Source organism: Psychrosphaera aestuarii, from assembly GCF_017948405.1.
Classification (GTDB): domain Bacteria; phylum Pseudomonadota; class Gammaproteobacteria; order Enterobacterales; family Alteromonadaceae; genus Psychrosphaera; species Psychrosphaera aestuarii.
Genome location: NZ_CP072844.1, coordinates 1,266,289 through 1,286,351, shown reverse-complemented (window position 1 = coordinate 1,286,351; position 20,063 = coordinate 1,266,289). Strand labels below are relative to the sequence as shown.

Genomic DNA, 20,063 nt, shown 5'->3' with positions numbered 1-20,063 from the left:
TTGTTTGCCTATTGCATAACAAAACCGGTAAATAATACTTCTTCAACAATTTTTGAACCAGCAACATCAATAACAGACTTCTGCACTTCTTGTGCCGCTTTTAACTTTAATGCATCTTTTCCGGCTGCCGTAGCTAGTGCATCAGCATTGCCTGTACTAAACGCTTTTAGTAACGCACCTTCAATTAATGGAATATGCTTTTGGGCAAGCTCTTCATTATTGTCGCCGCGTACCATTAACTGAACTTTTATTTGAACGAGTCGATCTCGCGACGTGCCCGGCACGTTAAACGTAAATGGGCGAGGCATAGTGACATATTTTGCCGTTCCAACTTCAACAGGCTTCTCTTCTTTCGGCGCGCCTTCAGTTTGTTCTGTTGCAGCTTCATCAACAGGAGCATCATCCCCACCTAACAGAAAAAAAGCAGCTACAGCGCCAACAACTATCACAACAACAGCAATAATGATTAATTTCATTTTGCCGCCTTTACCACCTTCCTCTTCTAGCGTTAACTCTTCGTTTTCATCTGCCATGTTAAGTTCCAACTGTAATTATTTCCGACCTTTATATGGTATTGTCGATTGCCTGTTTTAGCAAACAATATGCTTGTCACAGTCAAAATTACACAAATAAAATTCACTAATCGATGTATTTACATACAACGAAAGTTCTAATACCTAATTATGCGTAATAGTCCACCTGCCAAGGTGAGGCGATATTGTAGTTCTGTTGGTTATTTTTATGGTCGTTTGCGTCGCCTTCACCGTCAGTATCTGCGGTATTGGCTTGACCTAACTCAGTTGATTGAGCGTCCGCTTCAGTACCACTTTGGCCATTCGAGTTATCTTTTTTTACATTACTATCCGCTAATTGCATACCTTGCTGCTCAAGGAGCTCTCGCAACCTAGGTATACTATTTTCCAGTGCATCTTTGGCTTGTTGATTAGACACGACAAAACTCACCGACGCTTGCTCTGTGCCAAGACTTAATTTGATTTGCATACTTCCAAGTTCAGGTGGATCAAGACGAATATCAATAGACTTCATATTTCTCGCCATCATTAAGCCAACTTGTTGCTGAATATTGGATGCCAGTTCTTGTTTGTTAAATAATATATTTTCTTTGATCATCAATTCACTTTTAGCTTGTGCAACACTTTCTAACTTTGGCGCTTGAAGTGTTTTGTCAAGCTGGACACCTAACACATCTACGACGTCAGCTTTTGCTCTTACGTCAGTAACTTGCGGTGATACCAAACTAGGTTCGCTATTTGCTATCAATTTTGAGAGTCGAGACTGTTCAAAGTTCAATTCATTAAGCTGCCCCAATTCGCTCGCTGCAGCTAAGGCTTGTAACTGACTTGGATCCGCTTGAAGTTGCGCAAAACTTGCATTAATCGCCTGGCCATTAGTAAATTGAGCGCTGGTCGCTGTATTTAATAATGCATTAACCTGGCTTGCTTTAAATGGTGTATTAATTGCAGCTTGCAATGCCCCTTTTGTAGCACTGTCAGATGCGATATTCATCGTCATTACTGCAGCTTGTTGCAATTGCTCGTGATCTTGATGTTGTTCTTGAACTTGTGATGTTTTCAAGTTACTTACATTATCGGCATCTAATAATACTTGCGCCTTTTGGCCTTTTGATGAAGCATCAATAGCTGCGCTATTTTGAAGTTCAGTTGCCTCTGTATTGTTTGGGCTATCCGATTTAACTTGCGACATTAGGTTGTTTAACCAACTCAATGGTTGCTTATTTTCAGTCGCAACTTCAGCGTCCGTCGATATGTCTTGAACAGTCAATTTTGATAGAGCTTCATTGCCTAAGATAAGCTTCTTTAAAAAGTCTCCTAACTGATCTTGTGCTGCGTTAAATTCATGACCGTTGGATGTGTCGTCATTATGGCTCGCGGTTAATTCAGCACTATCAAAAAGAGCGTCTGTCGCCTCTGCTTCAGTTTTATTGGATTGACTTGACGCATCGACGCTATTCATAATGTCAGAGAAACGGGCCAGCAACTGTTTAAGTTGCATTTGCAGTTCTTTAGACAAATGGTCAACATCAGGTAACTTTTGCAATTGATTAACAAAGGTTGCGAGCTCAGAATTACTTGATTGAGTTAACAATTTATCAAACAACTCAGAGTCTTTACCAACTAACGGATCAGATGCTGATTGTTGAGAAGTTTCGTCGCCGGTCGCTTGAATCAAAGAATTCAATAGCTGATTAAGTTTTTGTACAAGCTCTTTACCAGAAAATTTAGTGGCCAATTCCTGTAAAACTTCATTTGCTTTTTCGTCTTTTTGTAACGATGACATGGCAACCGTAAGCTTATCTTTGTCGCCTTCATTTAAGTGTTGTTTGCTATTAGAAGAACGAGTCTCACCAGGCTCGATGTCCGAACTCGCTCGCTTATCATTATTCGTAATATTTCGATCTTTGTTTGCGGTAACCTTGTCATTATTTGAATAATCGGTTTTAGCGCTCGCTGAGACTTCATTATCCCGTGAGTTTCGATCTCTGGCGTTGTCAACTCGACTCTGCTCTCTTTTATAAGCTTGATGTTCTTCTACTTGACGTTGCTTTTGCCGTCTATTAATTGCCACCATGGCACTATCAAAATCTTGCCTCGTATCGTTAGATTTAGACTCATACTGATTTCTTTTAACACTCACATCTCGCTCTACAGGCTTTGTAGGCAAAGGCTCTGGTAAAATTCTGTGTTGTTGTAGCATGATTGCTCCTAACCAATATTCGGCATCAAAGTCACTTAATTATTGATTTATTATTCAAGGATCGTTCCAACCTGGAAGAAAGTCACTTTATTTAATTGAGCGTGGGCTGTTATAGGAAATGCTAAATCGCTAACTTACGGCGTATATATTGCTGAGATGCAAACTCATCTGACTGATTTTGTTCGAACTTATCAATACGCTGCTGCCTTTCTTGGGCTTTTTTTGTAAGTAACGTGTCGACGGCTTTTACTTTATTTTTTTGCATAAACCATTCTTGTTTGCGTTGCTCGACCACTTGCTTTGCAATATCTACAACGTTCGCTTGAGCGCTAATGCCTTGGTCTAATTGCACAATAAACCGCTGATAATGTTGATAGCTTGCGCCACCAATACCCGTAACACCTCGCTCTTGCATACGTTTCAAATAGTCTAACTTATAAGATTGCACTTCTCTAAGTTTAGCTTCATTCGATTGCAAGTATGCCTGAGCCGACTGCATCGCCGTAATAGCTTGTTGCTCTTTATCAGATTCTATTTTTTTTAAAACTAATAGTTGGTTATCGTCTTTGCTCATACATAAACTCCATTATGGCATTTCATTAGTTAGCGCTTGAAGCTGCATTAACGATTGATCATAAGGGTATATATCAGACATTTTTTGCTGTAAATAAGCATCTATCACGGGCTTGAGTTGAATGGCTTTATCAACAACTGGATTGCTACCAGAGGCATAAGCCCCGATTGAAATAAGATCTTTATTTTGCTCGTAAGCTGATAGGTATTTTTTAAATCGAAGCGCCATTTGAAGATGTTCTGGTGATGTGACCTGTGGCATTACTCGGCTTATGGATTTAGTGACATCTATTGCCGGATAATGCCCTGCATCGGCTAAGTCTCGTGATAGCACAATATGACCATCTAAAATCGCACGAGAGGCGTCAGCAATTGGATCTTGCAGATCATCTCCTTCTGATAACACAGTATAAAATGCCGTTATTGAACCTTGGCCGTCACCGCCGTTACCTGCACGCTCTACCAAAGCTGGTAGCTTGGCAAATACCGATGCTGGATAACCTTTTGTTGCAGGTGGCTCACCAATTGCCAAGGCAATTTCTCGCTGCGCTTGAGCATATCGAGTGATTGAGTCGATAAGCAGTAATACGTTTAAGCCCTGATCTCTAAAGTACTCAGCCACTTGAGTTGCAGTTTCGCAACCCTTTAACCGACGAATAGGTGCCATATCTGCAGGTGCAGCGACAACTACGGCTCTTTGCCTGCCTTCCTCACCTAAAATTTCATCAATGAATTCTTTTACTTCTCGACCACGCTCGCCTATCAAACCGACGACCACTACATCAGCAGTTGTCCCCTTTGTCATCATGCCTAGTAATACGGACTTACCTACACCAGAACCTGCAAATAAACCCATTCGCTGACCTTGACCAACCGTCAAAATACCATTAATTGCTTTTACCCCGACATCGATGGAAGATTTAATCGGTCGTCTTGATAACGGGTTAATTGGCTTAGATTTATGATTTGCATCTGCATCAGTTTCTATTGGACCTAAACCGTCAAGTGGTTGACCCGCCGGATCTATAACTCGTCCAAGTAACGATAAAGACAATGGTAATTTTTGACTACGACTAGATGTAGTAACTCGACCTCGTGGCACGATGCCTTCAACTTGGTCTGTTGGCATTAAGAATATTTTATCGTTTTCAAAACCGACAACTTCCGCGTCCACTTCACCAGTCATCGTCTGAATTCGACAATGCCCGCCTAATGGCACAGAAACACCAACCGCTTCGAGTGTTAAACCATTCACCTTAGTTAATCGTCCTGATACCTCAGGGACTGCATCTTTAACACGTCGCTGGGCTTTAATGATTTTGTCTGTGAGCGATATCATTATGAGTCCTGCTGCGGATCAATTGCATCTGCGTTGCCAGTATCATTTTGCTGTTCGGCCTGATGTGTTGGCTCTGTTTCCGGAGTATTTGTATCAAGGTTGTTTTCATCTAAACTTACTGCCTGACCTACAGATGGACCTTTGTTCGATTCAGATTGTAAGCCCATGTCTTCAATAAAATCATCGAATGTCTGTTTAATGCGTTGCTCCAGTGTTCGATCTATCAAAGAGTTAGGGGTTGCAACAATCACATCACCAATGTTGAAATGTGCTTCAGGCTTGAGAATCCACTTTTGTTCTGCTAACTCGGCTTCTGAATACTGCTCTTGAATCAAAGCTAAATCATCCGGATGCATGTGTATTTCAGCAAATTCGGTATTAAAAGGTAAAGCTGCAACAGATTCGTGTAACGCCGCTAAAAGGCTGTCTTTATTCGACTTAATTTCGGTTCTAAGTACTGACTCGGCAAGCATTACAGCCAAGTTTAATAATTGCTGTTCGGTAGACTTATCAACACGCTCAATTGGGTTATATAACTGTTGAAGTAGGCCTTCCCAACGAGCTAACTGTTGCTTAAGGTCATCAGCGCCTTCTTCTTTGCCCGCTTCAAAACCGTCTTTATGACCTAATTCAAGACCTTCCTCTTTACCTTGAGCCAATCCTTCTTCATAACCTTTTTCTATACCTGCCTGACGCCCTTCTGCAAATCCCTCTTCAAAAGCTTCTTGACGAATGGTTTCAATTTCAGCTGCAGTAAGTTGTGGCACTTCTTCTGCTTCAGGTTCAATTAATTGAGGCTTGGCTTTATATAGCTCCTCAATCGGTACGCCTAAAAAATTTGTTTTACCTACGACTGTTGCTTTTTTTGACGCACTAACATCAGGCGCGGCCCATTCCTCAAGAATTTCTAACATTTCTCGAGTTGGCGTTATCGGTTTATTAGTCAATTTTTCAGTCACAATTTACTCACTTAGACTTTTTAAAATGAAGACTTACAAGAAGTCTTCACCACCACCACCGCCTAACATAATTTCACCCGCGTCTGCTAAACGACGAGCGATAGCTAAGATTTCTTTCTGCGCTGTTTCAACTTCCGAAACTCGAATTGGTGGCATCGCCTCCAAATCATCTGCCATCATATCGGCAGCACGTTTCGACATGTTCTTTAAGATCTTCTCTTTTAATGCGTCGTCCGCACCTTTAATAGCTTTCATTAATGAGTCTTGTTGTACTTCACGAAGTATTGCCTGAATCGCTCGGTCATCTACATCAATTAAGTTATCAAATACAAACATAAGATCTTGAATTTGTTGTGCCATTTCTTCGTCATGCTCACGCATAGCATCCATCAATTGACCTTCGATATTGGTATCTAAGAAGTTCATGATTTCTGCTGCCGCTTTTAAACCGCCCATTTTCGCTGCTTGAGCACCTGCTTGTCCGGCAAACTGTTTCTCCATGATTTCATTTAATTCTTGAAGTGCTGCTGGTTGAACTTCTTCAAGGTTGGCTATACGCATGGTTAAATCAATTCGAACCTTGTCAGAGAATTGACTCAATATCTCCGCCGATTGATCTGGTGCTAAATAAGCCAAAACAATGGTTTGGATTTGAGGGTGTTCGTTTCGAATAATGTTCGCAACTTGCTTGGAGTCCATCCATTTTAAGGAATCAAGACCTTTCGCTCCGCCACCTAAGATTATTTGGTCTAGAAGCGTCGCGGCTTTATCTTCACCTAATGCGGCTGTTAACGCTTTCTTAATAAAGTCTTCAGACTGGAAGCCAATCGTACTGTAGTCCTGAATTTGTTCGATAAACAAACTATGAACGGCGGATATCTTGTCTTGGCTTAAATCATCTAGCTGCGCCATTGCGATACCCACTTTTTGCACCTGTTTAGGTTCTAAGTGTTTAAGTATCTGTGCTGCGTCTTCTTCTGATAAGCTTAATAAAAGGATGGCGGCTTTTTCAACGCCTTCAAGCTTCTCTACATCAAACGCCGGTTTACCCGCTGGTTTTGTGTTTTCTGCTGCTACGACATCATTCATCTTCTAATAACCACCCTTTAACTACTTGCGACGACAATTCTGGTTCATTTGCTACTAATGCTCTAACTGCTTTAAGCAAGTCTTCATCACCATGTAAGTCTGGTAATTGTAGCGTTCCGTCGGCCGCAAAGCCTATGTCTTTCTCATCAAATTCTGTATTAAGCATATCTAATGCTTCATCACCTAAGTCTACACCACCGAGAGCATCTTCTTCATATTTATCGGTTGTATCTTCTGGACTAATCAACTTGTTCAATAATGGACGAACTAAGAAGATAATAAGAACAATGATAACAAGCATAGCCGCAACCGTTTTTATCATTGGCTGGAACCACTCTTGTAAATAAATAGGCACATCTTCTGTTGACAGTGCATCGACCTTATTAAATGGAATGGTTACTACCTCAAGCGTATCACCGCGGTTTAGGTCAAAACCGATACCGCCTTGCAGTAATCGACGAATGTTAACCAATGCCTGTTGTGAACGAGGCGTTTTTTGAATCGTACCGTCTTCCGCTGTTGTAACAATGTAATCGACAGCAACTGATACGCTCAGTCTACGTACCACGCCCGTTTGATTTTGCTTGTGGCTAATTGTCTGATCTAATTCGTAATTTCTTGTTTGTTCTTTGTGAGAACGGCCAGTTGCACCACGATTTCTCGCATTACCAGCTTCTTCTGGAATATCAGACTCTAATGGTGGCTGATTTGATAATGCACCTGGAATGCCTACAGGACCATTACCCGTTTGATTTTCTTCAATTATAAATTCACTTCTAATCGCTGGTAAGTCAGGGTTGTAAGTCTTTTGTGTTTCTTGAACCTGCGTGAAGTCCATTGTTACATCAACCTGCGCGGTATAGTTTTCCATTCCGATGACAGGAGATAAAATTGAATTAATTTTTTGTAAGTATTCATCTTCACGTTTTTGCTCAATTTCAAATTGTTTACGTGAAAGAGCAGAAAGTGAGTTTTGTGAACCAGAATTTAGTAGTCGTCCATTTTGATCGGTCACAGTGACACGCGATGTAGATAAACCTTGAACCGCTGATGCCACTATATCCACGATACTGTCTATTTCTTCTGTTTTAAGCATACGACCACGTTGTAGAGTAACGACAACAGTAGCAGAAGGTTGTTTCGTATGACGAGCAAAGATGTTTTCTTTTGGAATAGCCAGTAAAACGCGTGCTCTACCTACTGAATTTAGTTCTTCTATGGTTCTCGCCAATTGCTGCTCTCGGCTATGTTTAAGTCGCTCTGTTTCCATACGCTGACTAACACCAAACCCAGTGTCTTGCATTAAAATTTCAGAACCTTCTGACGGCGCTTGAGAAAGACCACCACGAGCCAAAGATAGTTTGATATTTTGATAAGCATCAGCTGGCACTAAAATAGTATTTTGCTCTAATTTGTATTCAACTTTTTGAGCATCAAGGAAATCTAGTGTTTCGATAAGTTGCTCAGTATTAAACTGACCAAGCGGGCGAAGCTCAGGCTCTCGAGACCACATAAAAATGAAAATCGTAATCGCAATACAAATTACTAACGCTAATATCAACGCACCTTGGCGTAATAAGTCTGCACTTGATGCTGCGCTTAAAAAACCAGACTTTTGCTCTTCAACGTTATCCATATCGCCGTTTAGCGATACCATATCGTTAGAGACATCTTGTCCAGGTGTTGTCATTTGAGTAGTTAGTTCGTCTGCCACGTTAAACCCTTAATTCTATATTTAACTGCTGAATAAAGCCTAAACAGGCATGCTCATTATTGTTTTGTAGGCTTCGACAAGTTTGTTACGAACTTGAACCGTTGCTTCAAAAGCAATGCCTGCTTTTTGCGATGCAATCATTGTTTCAGCAAGAGAAACTGAGCGGTCGCCCATTTCTAATCGATTTTTTAACTCGCCAGATGTTTTTTGTAAGTCATTTACATTATTAACGGCTTGCTCTAATAGCTCACCAAAATTAGCTGACGACGGGTTATTGACTTTTTGCGCCTGAGCAAAAGGATTGATCTCATTATTTGGACGAATTGTTTGGCTTGACGCTTGTGACGCCATGCTTTGTAACTCTGCATATAAGTTGTTAGCTTGAATGTTCATTATCGAGTCCTCTATTCAGGAGCATTTCTTTACTGAACTAGATAAAGCACGAATGATGCCAATTTATTATCGTTACAAATCAATAGTTTAATGATTATCTTGACGGGAATTCTATAGCTAGATAGTGACGGAGTTTTGACTACCACTGTTTTTTAGTGACTTTGTGGCTTGATATAAAAGCATAAATTGAGACGACAACCTAAAAAAGCCCGCTAAACATTCATCATGTTAATTAGCGGGCAAACTTAGATAGTCGGTTACGCAGGTACTTCAATCCCTTGCTCACGCATTTTTGCAAGTTTGTAGCGTAAGGTTCTAGGACTAATGCCTAACTTTTCAGCTACGTCTTTTCGTTTACCCTGGCAGGCTTGCAATGCATCAAGAATAATTCGGTTCTCTTGATCGCGGATTTCCATTTTGAAGTCGCCACTGTCGTCAATTTGATTTGTCGCCTGAATATTGGCTGCAATGTTATCAACAGCAAACTCTTCCACTAGAATATGCTCAGCTTCAATGGTATTGGCAGTACAAAGAATAAGTGCTCGTTGAATCACATTATCCAGCTCGCGAACATTACCAGGCCAATTATGTTGCATTAATTTATGCATAGCTCCGGCCCCAATTACCGGAATCTCTCTACCAGTTTCAATGCAGTAACGACTTAAAAGATGTTCTGCGATTGGTAGTAAGTCATCTTTGCGAGCGCTAAGTGGTAGCCACTTAATCGGAAATACGTTTAAGCGATAAAATAAATCTTCTCTAAACTTCCCTTCTTTGACGGCCGTCGCTAAATCTCGATTTGATGTTGCAAGCACTCGCACATCTAGTTTTACCGTTTTACGGCTGCCCAAACGTTCCACTTCACGCTCTTGTAAAACTCGAAGAAGTTTAGCCTGAAGGTTCAAGTCCATTTCAGTAATTTCATCGAGCAAGATAGTACCGTGTTGCGCTTGTTCAAATTTTCCAGGGCAAGCTTGTATTGCACCAGTAAAGGCACCTTTTTCATAACCAAATAATGTTGCTTCAAGCATATTATCCGGAATAGCCGCACAGTTTATCGCAATAAAATCATGCTCAGAACGTGGCGATTGGTCATGTATATATCTTGCCATCACTTCTTTACCAGAGCCGCTTGGGCCCGTGATCATTACCGATGCATCAGACGCTGCAACTTTTGCGGCCAGCTTTAAAAGCTCAATACTCTTTTTATCTGCCACAACTGGATCATGTCTATCGGTCTGTTTGACCGGAGCATATCGACCGACCATATTTAATAGTACTTCTGGCGCAAATGGTTTTGCCATATAGTCGATAGCACCATATTTCATCGCCTCAACAGCATGGTCAATAGTTGCGTAAGCGGTCATCAATAAAAATGGTGTATTAGGGTATAGTTTTTTAACCGACTTCAATAAGTCTAAACCTGACAACCCGCCCATTTGAACGTCTGATACGATTAAATCAATGACAGTTTCTTTTAGTTTTACCAAAGCTGTTTCCGCCGACTCGGCTTCCACAACAGAATAACCTGCGATAGAGAGTGTATCGACTAACGCTTCTCGTAAACCTGAGTCGTCTTCAACAACTAATATTTGTGACTGGTTCATGCGATAACCTCCTGAGATACAGTTTCTACTGAATGCATTTCGTTTTGTGGTGCTAGTTTAATTGGCAGATAAATAGAGAATACGGCTCCGCCTGAAACTTTATTCTTCACCGCCACTTTGCCTTGATGAGCTTGCGCTACTGTTTTCACAACAGATAAGCCTAAACCCGTGCCCTGAGAGCGAGTTGTATAAAACGGCTCAAATATTTTATCAATTAAACTGGCATCTATTCCTGGGCCGTTGTCCTCAACAGAAATACAGACTTGATTTGGATTATTTTCTACTCGACGCGCAGCTAAGTGAATATGAACGCCTTCACCAACGACCTGTACGGCATTGTGAACTAAATTGGTAATAGCGCTGGCAAGACTTGTTTTATTAGCAAGCAATAAAATATCTGGCTCAGGTAATTCAACCGTCATTGTACCTGCTGGCTGCACCATAGCTTCAGAGCTTTGATGAACATTAGTTAGTAGTTGTTGCAATGAGACTTGCTCTAGCACTTGATTTTCACCACTCTTAGCAAACATCAACATATCGTTAACCTGCTTCTCAAGGTCGGAAAGTCGAGATGACAATTTATTGACGAAATTACTGCGCTGTTCTGATTTTAATCGATTGTTTGCTAAATTTGCGGAGTACAACATAGCGGCAGACAAAGGTGTACGTATTTGGTGCGCTAAACTTGCGACCATTCGTCCTAAGGCAGAAACGCGCTGCAAATGGCTAATACGTTCTTGTAATTGTCTAGTTTCCGTTAAGTCGGTCATTACAATAAGTTGACCCGACTTAAGTGGCATAATTTCTAATTTAACGCGACGACCATTAACTAAAGATACTTCGTGACCATCATCTTCGCGAGGTTTAAATGAACGCGCTATAACAGTACGCCATTTCTCGCCCTCAAGAGGTTCACCTAAAAGTGCTATTGCAAACTTATTCGCTTGTTGAACCATACCTTTATTGTCTAAAACGACGACACCATTTGGTAACACATCAACTAGATGACTTAGATCGTCGTTTTGCTGGCGAAGTTCTTCAATTTGTTGTGTTGTTAACTTGTCAGTTGGTTTAGCCACTGACACGCTTGGAGAATTAGCCGCCTCAGGCTCGGCAAAGCTGCGAAATTTAGACGTGAATGATGCTAATTTAATATTTGCATCGATAACGCGCTGCTCTGTAATTGCTGTAGATAATCTGGCTGACATAATACTGCCTCACTTGTGTTAATACACAGTGAATCAAACAACTATTGTGCCAACTTTTTAACCCTTTAATTTCAACAACTTACTTAGGCTTTTCAGTGAATGGATGGGTTTACAATTTTTTGACAAAGATTATTCATCTTTATTTAAATCGTACTTTCTCATTTTTTCTACTAGCGTGGTGCGTCGCAGAGATAATTGTTCAGCAGCACGAGATACTACGTAATCGCAGCTTTGTAGCGCCTGCTCAATAAGGTTAACTTCTAACTCTGCTAAAAACTCTTTCAGGTCAATACCCTCTTCCGGAAGCATCACTGTGGTTGGATCCGCTAACGAGGTTGCAGACATTACAAAGTCATCAGAATCGTCTTCATCTGACTCATCGTTAAATGCAAAAATATCATTTAATGCCTGACGTTCCATAATTTCATCTGGATACTCAGGAACAAATGGTGCTTCGTCGGTATAGCAATATCTCTGCGGTAAGTCGTGCACATCAACCATTTGATTTGGAAACATAATTAACAAACGTTCAACCAAATTACCTAATTCGCGAACATTGCCTGGCCAAGTGTGTTGCTTTAAAGACTCTAATGCACGTTCGGTAAGGTTAAAACGGGCTTGATGCTGTTTTTCAAAACGAGCAATGAACTCTTGTATAAGTACTTCTAAGTCGTCACGTCTGTCTTTTAATGATGGTGATTCAATTGGGAATACATTTAATCTGTAGTACAAGTCTTCTCTAAACCTATTTTCCTCGATCATCGTTTCCAAATTACGATGAGTCGCCGCAATAATTCTAACGTCAGCCTTAATAGGTTTGTTCCCGCCAACTCTTTCGTAAGTGCGCTCTTGTATCACTCGCAGTAGCTTAACTTGCATCTGCAGTGGCATATCACCTATTTCATCTAGAAATAATGTGCCGCCTTGGGCTAATTCAAAACGACCTTTACGAGAGCTTATTGCTCCAGTAAACGCTCCTTTTTCATGACCAAACAATTCACTTTCAAGTAATTCACCTGGTATCGCACCACAGTTAACAGGGACGAATGGACCCTTAGCACGATTAGACAGCAAGTGAACATTTCTTGCGATAACTTCTTTACCAGTTCCTGAGTCGCCCAGTATAAGTACGTTAGCTTCTTTTTCAGCAACCTGTTTTATCAAGAAACGTATTGTTTGCATGGCATTTGTTTGGCCAATTAAACCATCAAACATGGAACCGTCAGTTGAAGCATTTCTTTTTGGAATTAAACGCTTATATTCTTGGCAATCTCGAATTTGTTGAACAACGACTGGATATGCCAGTGGCTCGCTTAATAGGCCAATGACATTTTTCTTATCGAACAAGTATTTAAGTGTGTCGCCTAAGACGAGGAATGGCACCGCTGGCTGGGAGGCAACAATGCGCTCATGATCGCCTGATGATAAGGCACCTAAAACACAAGCTAAAACTGATTCTTCAGGCTGGCAGGCGTCTGATAAATTACTTTCCGTGACAAGCTCACAAGGTTCGCCAATAAAGTTGAGTAAGTTCGCAATCAATTGCGCCCTTTTCTCATTCTCATCGAGGATAATAATTTTACCTAGTCCGCCTTTCGCGACACTGTACTGTTCTTTAGCCATGTTCTATGAATACTATCTTATTGATTTTATACATTGATTGTAACCGTGAAGATCGGACTTGCAAGCACTTCCGACAATAAATTGACGAAAGCGCTCGGTTTGACTAATTTTTGACAGGCTAACAGTAGTATTTAGTAATTAACGCCATGCCCGTCAAGTAACTCAAGCAACCCCGCTTCATCTAATACAGGAACATTCAAATCTTGTGCCTTTGTGAGTTTTGAACCTGCTTTTTCACCGGCAACAAGATAATCTGTTTTAGCTGACACACTACCAGCAACTTTAGCTCCTAAACCTGTCAGAAGTGCTTTTGCATCATTTCGGCTTACTACGCTCAATGAGCCAGTGATTACATAGGTCAAGCCTGCTAACGGTTGTTCATCTTCAGATTTTTTCTCGATGTTAGGCCAGTTTACGCCAGCGGTTTTAAGTTTATCGATAATGTCGAGGTTATGTTGTTCTCTGAAAAACGAAAATACATGTTGAGCAACAATATTACCCACATCATTTACTTCAATTAACTCTTCAACACTTGCCGATTGTATTGCCTCTAACGTTAAAAAGTATGCCGCTAAGTTAGCTGCGGTAGCTTCACCTACTTCCCGGATTCCTAAAGAGTAAATAAACTTAGGTAAGCTAGTTACTTTAGATGTTTCTAAAGCGTCAATAAGATTTGCAGCTGACTTTGGTCCCATTCGTTCAAGACTTTCAATTTGGGATTGTTCTAAATCGAATAAATCAGCAGGTGATTGAATTAGATCTGCGTCTACAAGTTGATCAACAATTTTGTCACCCAAACCGTCGATATCAAAAGCCTTCCGAGACGCAAAATGTTTGATGGCTTGTTTACGTTGCGCACCACACACTAAGCCCCCCGTACAACGAGTTACCGCTTCGCCTTCCAGTTTTTCGACATGTGATTGACAAACCGGACACTCATTAGGAAACGTGATCGTTTGCGCATTGTCCGGTCTTCTATCTAAAACAACGCCTGCCACTTGTGGAATAACGTCACCGGCACGTCGAATAATGACGGTATCACCAATTTTTATCCCCAAGCGCTCAATTTCTTCACTATTATGTAATGTCGCATTTGATACTGTGACACCACCAACAAAAACCGGTTCAAGCTTAGCGACTGGAGTAATTGCACCTGTGCGTCCGACTTGAAATTCAACATCATTTAAAACGGTAAGCTCTTCTTGAGCGGGAAATTTATAAGCAATGGCCCAACGCGGCGCTCTCGCCACAAAACCCAGTTGTTCTTGTAAGTCGATACTATTTACTTTAAGAACGGTACCATCAATTTCATAATTTAAACTGCTACGCTTTTCTTGGATATCTTGGTAAAAGTCGAGCACCCCGTCGACACCTGTAACGACGGTTACTTCAGGACAAAGCGGTAGCCCCCAAGAATTAACTAATTTCAGTCGTTCATAATGGGTCTGTGGCAAGTTTATTTCATCGCTTACAACACCTAAGCTATATGCATAAAAACCCAATGGTCGAGACGCTGTAATTTTTGAATCTAATTGACGTAAACTACCCGCTGCACCATTTCTAGGGTTAACCATAGGTTTAGTATTTTCTTTGAGCGCTTTTTCGTTATACGCGTTAAAGCCATCTAACCATAAAAATACCTCACCACGCACTTCTACACGCTTCGGAATGGCCTCCCCAGATAAACGCAGTGGAATTGATTTTATCGTCTTTACATTGGCCGTAATATTCTCGCCAACGCTACCATCGCCCCGTGTTGCAGCTTGAGTTAAAACACCATCAACATAAAGTAAGCTAACCGCTAATCCATCTAACTTTGGCTCACAGCAAAACTCTAACTCATCTATCGATTTAACACGTTCACTGATACGTTTGTTAAACGCGACAAACTCTTCCTCTACCATCGCATTATCAAGCGACAACATAGGTACTTCGTGGCTAACCTGTTCAAATTTATCTAGCGCTTTTCCGCCCACTTTTTGCGTTGGTGAGTCTGCAAGTTTCAGTTCAGGGTTGGACTGTTCAAGCGCTTGCAACTCCCTAAATACGCGATCATATTCAGCGTCAGGAATCGTTGGTTGGTCTAAAACATAATATTCATGGTTATATTTGTGGAGTAGATTGGCTAATGCAGAAATCTGCTCTTTAATGTCACTAGATAAAGTCATATTAGATATCGTTTTTTTTAATTAGAGCTATTTTATAGGTATTTAATGCTATTTTTAAATTTAATTAAAACACTTTATTTTTATACTGATATTTTATGCACAAAAGAGGTGATTTTTATGCAGTTTTATGTCATTTTACGCTTGTACTTTTTTAGAAACATTTGTTTACATTAGGACTTTTTAGACAGCCTATGCGAATTCTTATAATCCTTATTTTCTTTCTCTCGATTGGCAAGGTGCTAGCAGAACCTTCAAATGAAGTGGAGTTTAAGAAACAATTGGACGTAATGGCTGTGGATTACGCATCAACGCCAAAACAACAATTAGAGCAATTAGAAGCTTTAATTTTATTAGCCGAAGCCGAAGACTGGCGTCATTCAGAAATACGAGCTCAAGTTTATAAAGCCGAGTTATTATTAGCGCTTGAACAAATTCAATCCGCCCAACAAATAGTAGATCTATACTTTCCAAGAACCACTGCGGCTCACTTACTCGAGTCAAGAACTCGCTTTCAATTAATTCAACTCACCATCAATACAATACAAAATAAACCCGTTTCATCACTCATCAATGACATTGAAGAGAATTTATTGCTTATTGAAGATGAAAAGGTTGTAGCTGGTATTATAAATGCGCTAGGAATTAATGCTTATAACAACCGCAAAACTGAACAAGCGTTAAATTACTTTAAAAAGTCGCAAGCACTTTACGAAAAGCTCGGCGATGAAGTTGGCCTTTCCAGTACACTCAACGGCTTAGCAAATATCTTCTCACAAAGAGCTGAATACGATATTGCCATAAAATATTTAGAAGAAGTGAGACAGATTTCGATTAAAAGCAACGACAAATACAGTGAGTCTGTAACACTTTTTAATTTAGCTGGTAACTACATCGCCAAGAATGACTACGCTAAAGCTCAAGAAACATTAACTCAAACATTAGCGTTAAATCGCGAGATAGACGACTTAGCTGGCGTTGCATGGACAAACCAAGCGTTTGGTGAGCTATTTGAAAAACAAAAGAACTTTGAAAAGGCGTTGTTGTATTACGAGCAAGCATTAGCTTTTTTTAAAGAAAATAACGACAAGAACAATATTGTATCTACCTCTATTGGTAAAATTAACTGTCTAATTGAATTAGAAAAGTCAGATGAAGTAAATCAAGAACTGCTCGCGTTAAAACCTATCATTGACGAATATGCAGATGACAGATGGGATGTTAGTTATACAAGAATGGAAGCTAAGCTGGCGGCATTGCAAAAAGACTTTAAAGTCGCCTATGAATTGCAAGTAGATGTAACCAAGCAATATATCGAACAGTTCGAAAAACAAAATAACAAACAGATTCAAGAGTTGTTAGTAGCTTACGATAGTCAGAAGAAGGAGACCGACAACCGTATTTTGCAACAAGAAAATGAACTTCAAGAGTTGCGATTAAAGCAAGAGCAAAAAGAAACAACAATCTGGCGATTAGCGTTGGCATTTTCGGTTGTGTTAATGCTTATTATCGGCTACTTACTTCGTCGCATACTCGTAAATAAAAATCACTTCCAAGAAATGGCCCTTAAAGATCACCTTACTGGCTCTCCTAACAGGCGCGCTATTTTAGAGTTTGCTGAGCGACAGTTTCAAATATCAAAACGCAATCGTTCACCTTTAACCATTGCTATTATTGACGTTGATTTTTTCAAAGCGATTAACGACAACTTCGGCCATGATGTAGGTGATGATGTCTTAAAGGCATTTTCAACGGCGCTTAGTAGTTCCATTCGTAATCAGGACAGGTTCGGTCGTTACGGCGGTGAAGAATGGTTATTAGTTTTAACCAACACCACCGTTGACGATGTAAAACTAATTTTTGACCGAGTGACTAAAAACTTGAACGCTATTGAGCTATCAAACATTCCAAGTGATTACAAAATCACATTTAGTCTTGGCGCGACGCAAGTAGATATAAAAGATGCAAACCTTAATAAAGCCATCAATCGCGCAGATGAAAATCTTTACAAAGCGAAAGAGACTGGACGTAACAAAGCTGTATTTTGAACACTCAACAACGTGTATCCAATGGTTACACGTTAACTTTCTCCGCCCTTTAATTCATATACATGTTTAACCAAAGCCTTTAAACTACCTAGATTGGAAACACATTTAAAGGATTAAACATGACGGACGCTCATTGGCCCTACCGATATGACTTGCTTCTTCGATTAAGGCTTATTGAAATTGTGGCGCTATGGGAAGGTCGATTAACTACTAAACATTTATGTGACTACTTTGGTATTCGTCGCCAACAAGCTTCAAAAGATATAAAAAAGTATCTTGAAGAAATAGCACCAGAAAACCTTATATATGATTCCTCACAAAAAGGTTATTTGCCAAGCCCAGAATTTTCGCCTCGTTTAACTCAAGGCACCGCAGAAGAGTATTTGCATCTATTAGAGCGTAATAGTGATTTAAATCTTCACTTTGAACGACTCGATTTAGGGTTTGGTCATTGCCACCAGCTTCCACTTCCAAACCGTTCAATTAGCGCCGATATTCTGCGACCGATAATAAAAGCCTGCCACAATAATTTACGCCTTGAAGTTGACTACCGTTCTATTAACGATCCTAAGCCCGACGGTCGAGTTATTGCTCCACACTCATTAGTATTCGCTGCAAACCGCTGGCATGTAAGAGCGTATTGTGAAAAAAACCAGTCATTTAGAGACTTCGTTTTAACGCGATTTTTCGAGGCTCCAGAAATCGAAGACGCCAAAAGTACAAAAACTGAATCCGACGATGTTAATTGGAATCAATATATTACCGTCATTCTTATCCCTGACCGTCGCCTTACTCATGAACAACAGGCAGTCATAGAATGTGATTACGGAATGGATAATGGGAAATTAGAAATTACCATAAGAGCAAGTTTAATCGCCTACTTACTTCGTTCATTGAACATTGATATTCACACCATAAATGCAGATCCTAAGGCTCAACAAATAGTCATTGATAATTTAGATCTAATTCGACCTTGGGTATTTGACTAACTACCTCAGTTTTGTACAAAAAGTATTATTAAGTGTTATAAATTGTTCATCTATTATTAAATTAACAGGATGTTGTATGACTCACACTAATATCACCAAATATAGTCGCATTTTTATTATAGGCGTTCTTATGTCTATTAGTGCTCATATACATGCGATGAGTTCAGAATACGACGTAAAAAGTAAAATTGATGAAAGCACAACCAACGAGTTTTCTACACGCATAAATGGCTCAAAATTGTCTTACACCGCTACTATCGGTAACCAGCCTGTGTGGAATGAAAATGGCGAGCCTACAGCTACTCTCTTTTATACCTATTATAAGCGTACTGGCGTTAAAAATTCGGAGACACGCCCACTTATAATATCTTTTAATGGTGGCCCTGGCTCAGCATCTGTCTGGATGCATATGGCCTATACCGGTCCTAAAATCTTAAACGTCGATGATGAAGGTTACCCTCTGCAGCCCTACGGAACAAAATCCAATCCCTATTCTATTTTAGATGTTGCCGATATTGTTTATGTAAACCCTGTAAATACCGGCTACTCAAGAGTACTTCCAAACAAAGAAGGCAAAATGCCTTCGAAGCCTGAACAGAAAGAGATGTTTTTTGGCGTTAATGCTGACATCACTTATTTAGCTGATTGGATTTCTACCTTTGTAACTCGGAATAATCGCTGGAGATCGCCAAAGTATTTAATTGGTGAAAGTTATGGCACAACTCGCGTGGCAGGCTTGGCGCATGAGCTTCAAAACAGCCAGTGGATGTATTTGAATGGCGTTATACTTGTTTCCCCTACTGATATGGGTATGAAACGAGATGGGCCTGTTAAAGCGGCCAATAGACTTCCTTACTTTGCTGCGGCAGCGTGGTACCACAACAAGTTAAGCGATGATTTACAATCTCGAGATTTAATCGATGTTCTAAACGAAGTAGAATCTTTTACCATAGGTCAGTATTTGCCAGCCTTAGCACAAGGTGGTTTTATCTCAAACGAATTAAAAGCCAACATTGCCGCAAAAGTTGCTACCTATTCAGGTTTGACAAAAGAAGTGGTTTTACAAAACAATCTTGATATCAGCACGTCATATTTTTGGAAGGCATTGTTACGAAATGAAGGACAAACAGTTGGCCGGCTTGACTCTAGATACTTAGGAATAGACGAAAAAGAATCAGGTACTCGCCCCGACTACAACGCAGAATTAACCTCCTGGTTACATAGTTTCACTCCTGCAATAAACTACTACTTGCGTGAAGAACTCGGCTATATTACTGATCTTAAGTACAACATGTTTGGTAACGTATACCCTTGGGACAGAAGCAATAACACAACCGGTAAAGACCTACGTTTAGCAATGGCTCAAAACCCATATTTAAATGTCATGATTCAAGCTGGCTATTACGACGGCGCAACCAATTATTTCGATGCAAAATATTCTATGTGGCAACTAGACCAAAGCGGAAAAATGAAAGATCGCTTGTCATTTAAAGGTTATAGAAGTGGCCACATGATGTATCTTCGAAAAGAGGACTTAAAACAGTCAAATCAAGACATTCGTGAATTTATCAAAAACACGATACCAAATAGCAACACACCAGCAAAATATTAATGCGAGGC

General features: G+C 40.2%; 15 protein-coding genes. 3 read left to right on the top strand and 12 right to left on the bottom strand.

Annotated elements, in window-relative coordinates:
* Nucleotides 1-8: 8 nt before the first annotated feature.
* The 12 genes from fliL to ligA all read right to left on the bottom strand — a co-directional run bounded on the left by fliL (nt 9) and on the right by ligA (nt 15,409).
* Nucleotides 9-533: a flagellar basal body-associated protein FliL gene (gene fliL / locus J9318_RS05780; protein WP_210562103.1), complete on the bottom strand. Its 525-nt coding sequence runs from the start codon at nt 531-533 to the stop codon at nt 9-11.
* Between the two features lie 148 nt (nt 534-681).
* The gene (locus J9318_RS05775; protein ID WP_210562102.1) at nt 682-2,736 is read right to left on the bottom strand and encodes a flagellar hook-length control protein FliK; all 2,055 of its coding nucleotides are present in this window, start codon (nt 2,734-2,736) and stop codon (nt 682-684) included.
* A 121-nt stretch (nt 2,737-2,857) separates the two neighbouring features.
* On the bottom strand, nt 2,858-3,310 hold the full coding sequence (fliJ, locus tag J9318_RS05770) for a flagellar export protein FliJ (protein WP_210562101.1): 453 nt from the start codon (nt 3,308-3,310) through the stop codon (nt 2,858-2,860).
* Nucleotides 3,311-3,322: 12 nt separating this feature from the next.
* Nucleotides 3,323-4,648, bottom strand: a complete 1,326-nt coding sequence (gene fliI / locus J9318_RS05765) for a flagellar protein export ATPase FliI (RefSeq protein WP_210562100.1) — start codon at nt 4,646-4,648, stop codon at nt 3,323-3,325.
* On the bottom strand, nt 4,648-5,607 hold the full coding sequence (fliH, locus tag J9318_RS05760; protein ID WP_210562099.1) for a flagellar assembly protein FliH: 960 nt from the start codon (nt 5,605-5,607) through the stop codon (nt 4,648-4,650). Before fliH ends, fliI begins: the two co-directional genes overlap by 1 nt.
* Nucleotides 5,608-5,640: 33 nt before the next feature.
* Nucleotides 5,641-6,696 carry a flagellar motor switch protein FliG gene (gene fliG, locus J9318_RS05755; RefSeq protein ID WP_210562098.1) on the bottom strand — a complete coding sequence of 352 codons (1,056 nt, stop codon included), beginning with the start codon at nt 6,694-6,696 and terminating at the stop codon, nt 5,641-5,643.
* Entirely contained in the window at nt 6,689-8,353 is a 1,665-nt protein-coding gene (gene fliF, locus J9318_RS05750) for a flagellar basal-body MS-ring/collar protein FliF (RefSeq protein ID WP_244732042.1), read from the bottom strand. The genes fliG and fliF overlap by 8 nt, the downstream gene beginning before the upstream one ends.
* A gap of 96 nt (nt 8,354-8,449) precedes the next feature.
* Nucleotides 8,450-8,803 carry a flagellar hook-basal body complex protein FliE gene (gene fliE / locus J9318_RS05745; protein WP_210562097.1) on the bottom strand — a complete coding sequence of 118 codons (354 nt, stop codon included), beginning with the start codon at nt 8,801-8,803 and terminating at the stop codon, nt 8,450-8,452.
* A gap of 257 nt (nt 8,804-9,060) precedes the next feature.
* The gene (locus tag J9318_RS05740) at nt 9,061-10,410 is read right to left on the bottom strand and encodes a sigma-54-dependent transcriptional regulator (protein WP_210562096.1); all 1,350 of its coding nucleotides are present in this window, start codon (nt 10,408-10,410) and stop codon (nt 9,061-9,063) included.
* Nucleotides 10,407-11,618, bottom strand: coding sequence for a sensor histidine kinase (locus tag J9318_RS05735; RefSeq protein ID WP_210562095.1), 1,212 nt, complete (start codon nt 11,616-11,618; stop codon nt 10,407-10,409). Before J9318_RS05735 ends, J9318_RS05740 begins: the two co-directional genes overlap by 4 nt.
* Before the next feature lie 129 nt (nt 11,619-11,747).
* Nucleotides 11,748-13,241 (bottom strand): sigma-54 interaction domain-containing protein, encoded by a 1,494-nt coding sequence (locus tag J9318_RS05730; protein WP_210562094.1) that lies wholly within the window; start codon nt 13,239-13,241, stop codon nt 11,748-11,750.
* A gap of 131 nt (nt 13,242-13,372) precedes the next feature.
* Complete coding sequence (ligA, locus tag J9318_RS05725) at nt 13,373-15,409, bottom strand: NAD-dependent DNA ligase LigA (RefSeq protein WP_210562093.1); 2,037 nt, start codon at nt 15,407-15,409, stop codon at nt 13,373-13,375.
* Nucleotides 15,410-15,600: 191 nt separating this feature from the next.
* Between ligA and J9318_RS05720 the strand changes: the two genes are divergently transcribed.
* The 3 genes from J9318_RS05720 to J9318_RS05710 all read left to right on the top strand — a co-directional run bounded on the left by J9318_RS05720 (nt 15,601) and on the right by J9318_RS05710 (nt 20,055).
* On the top strand, nt 15,601-17,454 hold the full coding sequence (locus tag J9318_RS05720; RefSeq protein ID WP_210562092.1) for a tetratricopeptide repeat-containing diguanylate cyclase: 1,854 nt from the start codon (nt 15,601-15,603) through the stop codon (nt 17,452-17,454).
* Nucleotides 17,455-17,573: 119 nt separating this feature from the next.
* Nucleotides 17,574-18,443 carry a helix-turn-helix transcriptional regulator gene (locus J9318_RS05715; protein ID WP_210562091.1) on the top strand — a complete coding sequence of 290 codons (870 nt, stop codon included), beginning with the start codon at nt 17,574-17,576 and terminating at the stop codon, nt 18,441-18,443.
* A 130-nt stretch (nt 18,444-18,573) separates the two neighbouring features.
* The gene (locus J9318_RS05710) at nt 18,574-20,055 is read left to right on the top strand and encodes a S10 family peptidase (RefSeq protein ID WP_425314330.1); all 1,482 of its coding nucleotides are present in this window, start codon (nt 18,574-18,576) and stop codon (nt 20,053-20,055) included.
* The last annotated feature ends 8 nt before the right edge of the window (nt 20,056-20,063 follow it).

Bases quoted from the DNA above. Each gene is read 5' to 3' on its own strand.
- J9318_RS05730 (WP_210562094.1), bottom strand. From the start codon at position 13,241: ATGGCTAAAGAACAGTACAGTGTCGCGAAAGGCGGACTAGGTAAAATT.
- J9318_RS05715 (WP_210562091.1), top strand. From the start codon at position 17,574: ATGACGGACGCTCATTGGCCCTACCGATATGACTTGCTTCTTCGATTA.
- J9318_RS05720 (WP_210562092.1), top strand. From the start codon at position 15,601: ATGCGAATTCTTATAATCCTTATTTTCTTTCTCTCGATTGGCAAGGTG.
- J9318_RS05735 (WP_210562095.1), bottom strand. From the start codon at position 11,618: ATGTCAGCCAGATTATCTACAGCAATTACAGAGCAGCGCGTTATCGAT.
- fliE (WP_210562097.1), bottom strand. From the start codon at position 8,803: ATGAACATTCAAGCTAACAACTTATATGCAGAGTTACAAAGCATGGCG.
- fliG (WP_210562098.1), bottom strand. From the start codon at position 6,696: ATGAATGATGTCGTAGCAGCAGAAAACACAAAACCAGCGGGTAAACCG.
- ligA (WP_210562093.1), bottom strand. From the start codon at position 15,409: ATGACTTTATCTAGTGACATTAAAGAGCAGATTTCTGCATTAGCCAAT.
- J9318_RS05740 (WP_210562096.1), bottom strand. From the start codon at position 10,410: ATGAACCAGTCACAAATATTAGTTGTTGAAGACGACTCAGGTTTACGA.
- J9318_RS05775 (WP_210562102.1), bottom strand. From the start codon at position 2,736: ATGCTACAACAACACAGAATTTTACCAGAGCCTTTGCCTACAAAGCCT.
- J9318_RS05710 (WP_425314330.1), top strand. From the start codon at position 18,574: ATGTCTATTAGTGCTCATATACATGCGATGAGTTCAGAATACGACGTA.
- fliL (WP_210562103.1), bottom strand. From the start codon at position 533: ATGGCAGATGAAAACGAAGAGTTAACGCTAGAAGAGGAAGGTGGTAAA.
- fliI (WP_210562100.1), bottom strand. From the start codon at position 4,648: ATGATATCGCTCACAGACAAAATCATTAAAGCCCAGCGACGTGTTAAA.
- fliF (WP_244732042.1), bottom strand. From the start codon at position 8,353: ATGGTATCGCTAAACGGCGATATGGATAACGTTGAAGAGCAAAAGTCT.
- fliJ (WP_210562101.1), bottom strand. From the start codon at position 3,310: ATGAGCAAAGACGATAACCAACTATTAGTTTTAAAAAAAATAGAATCT.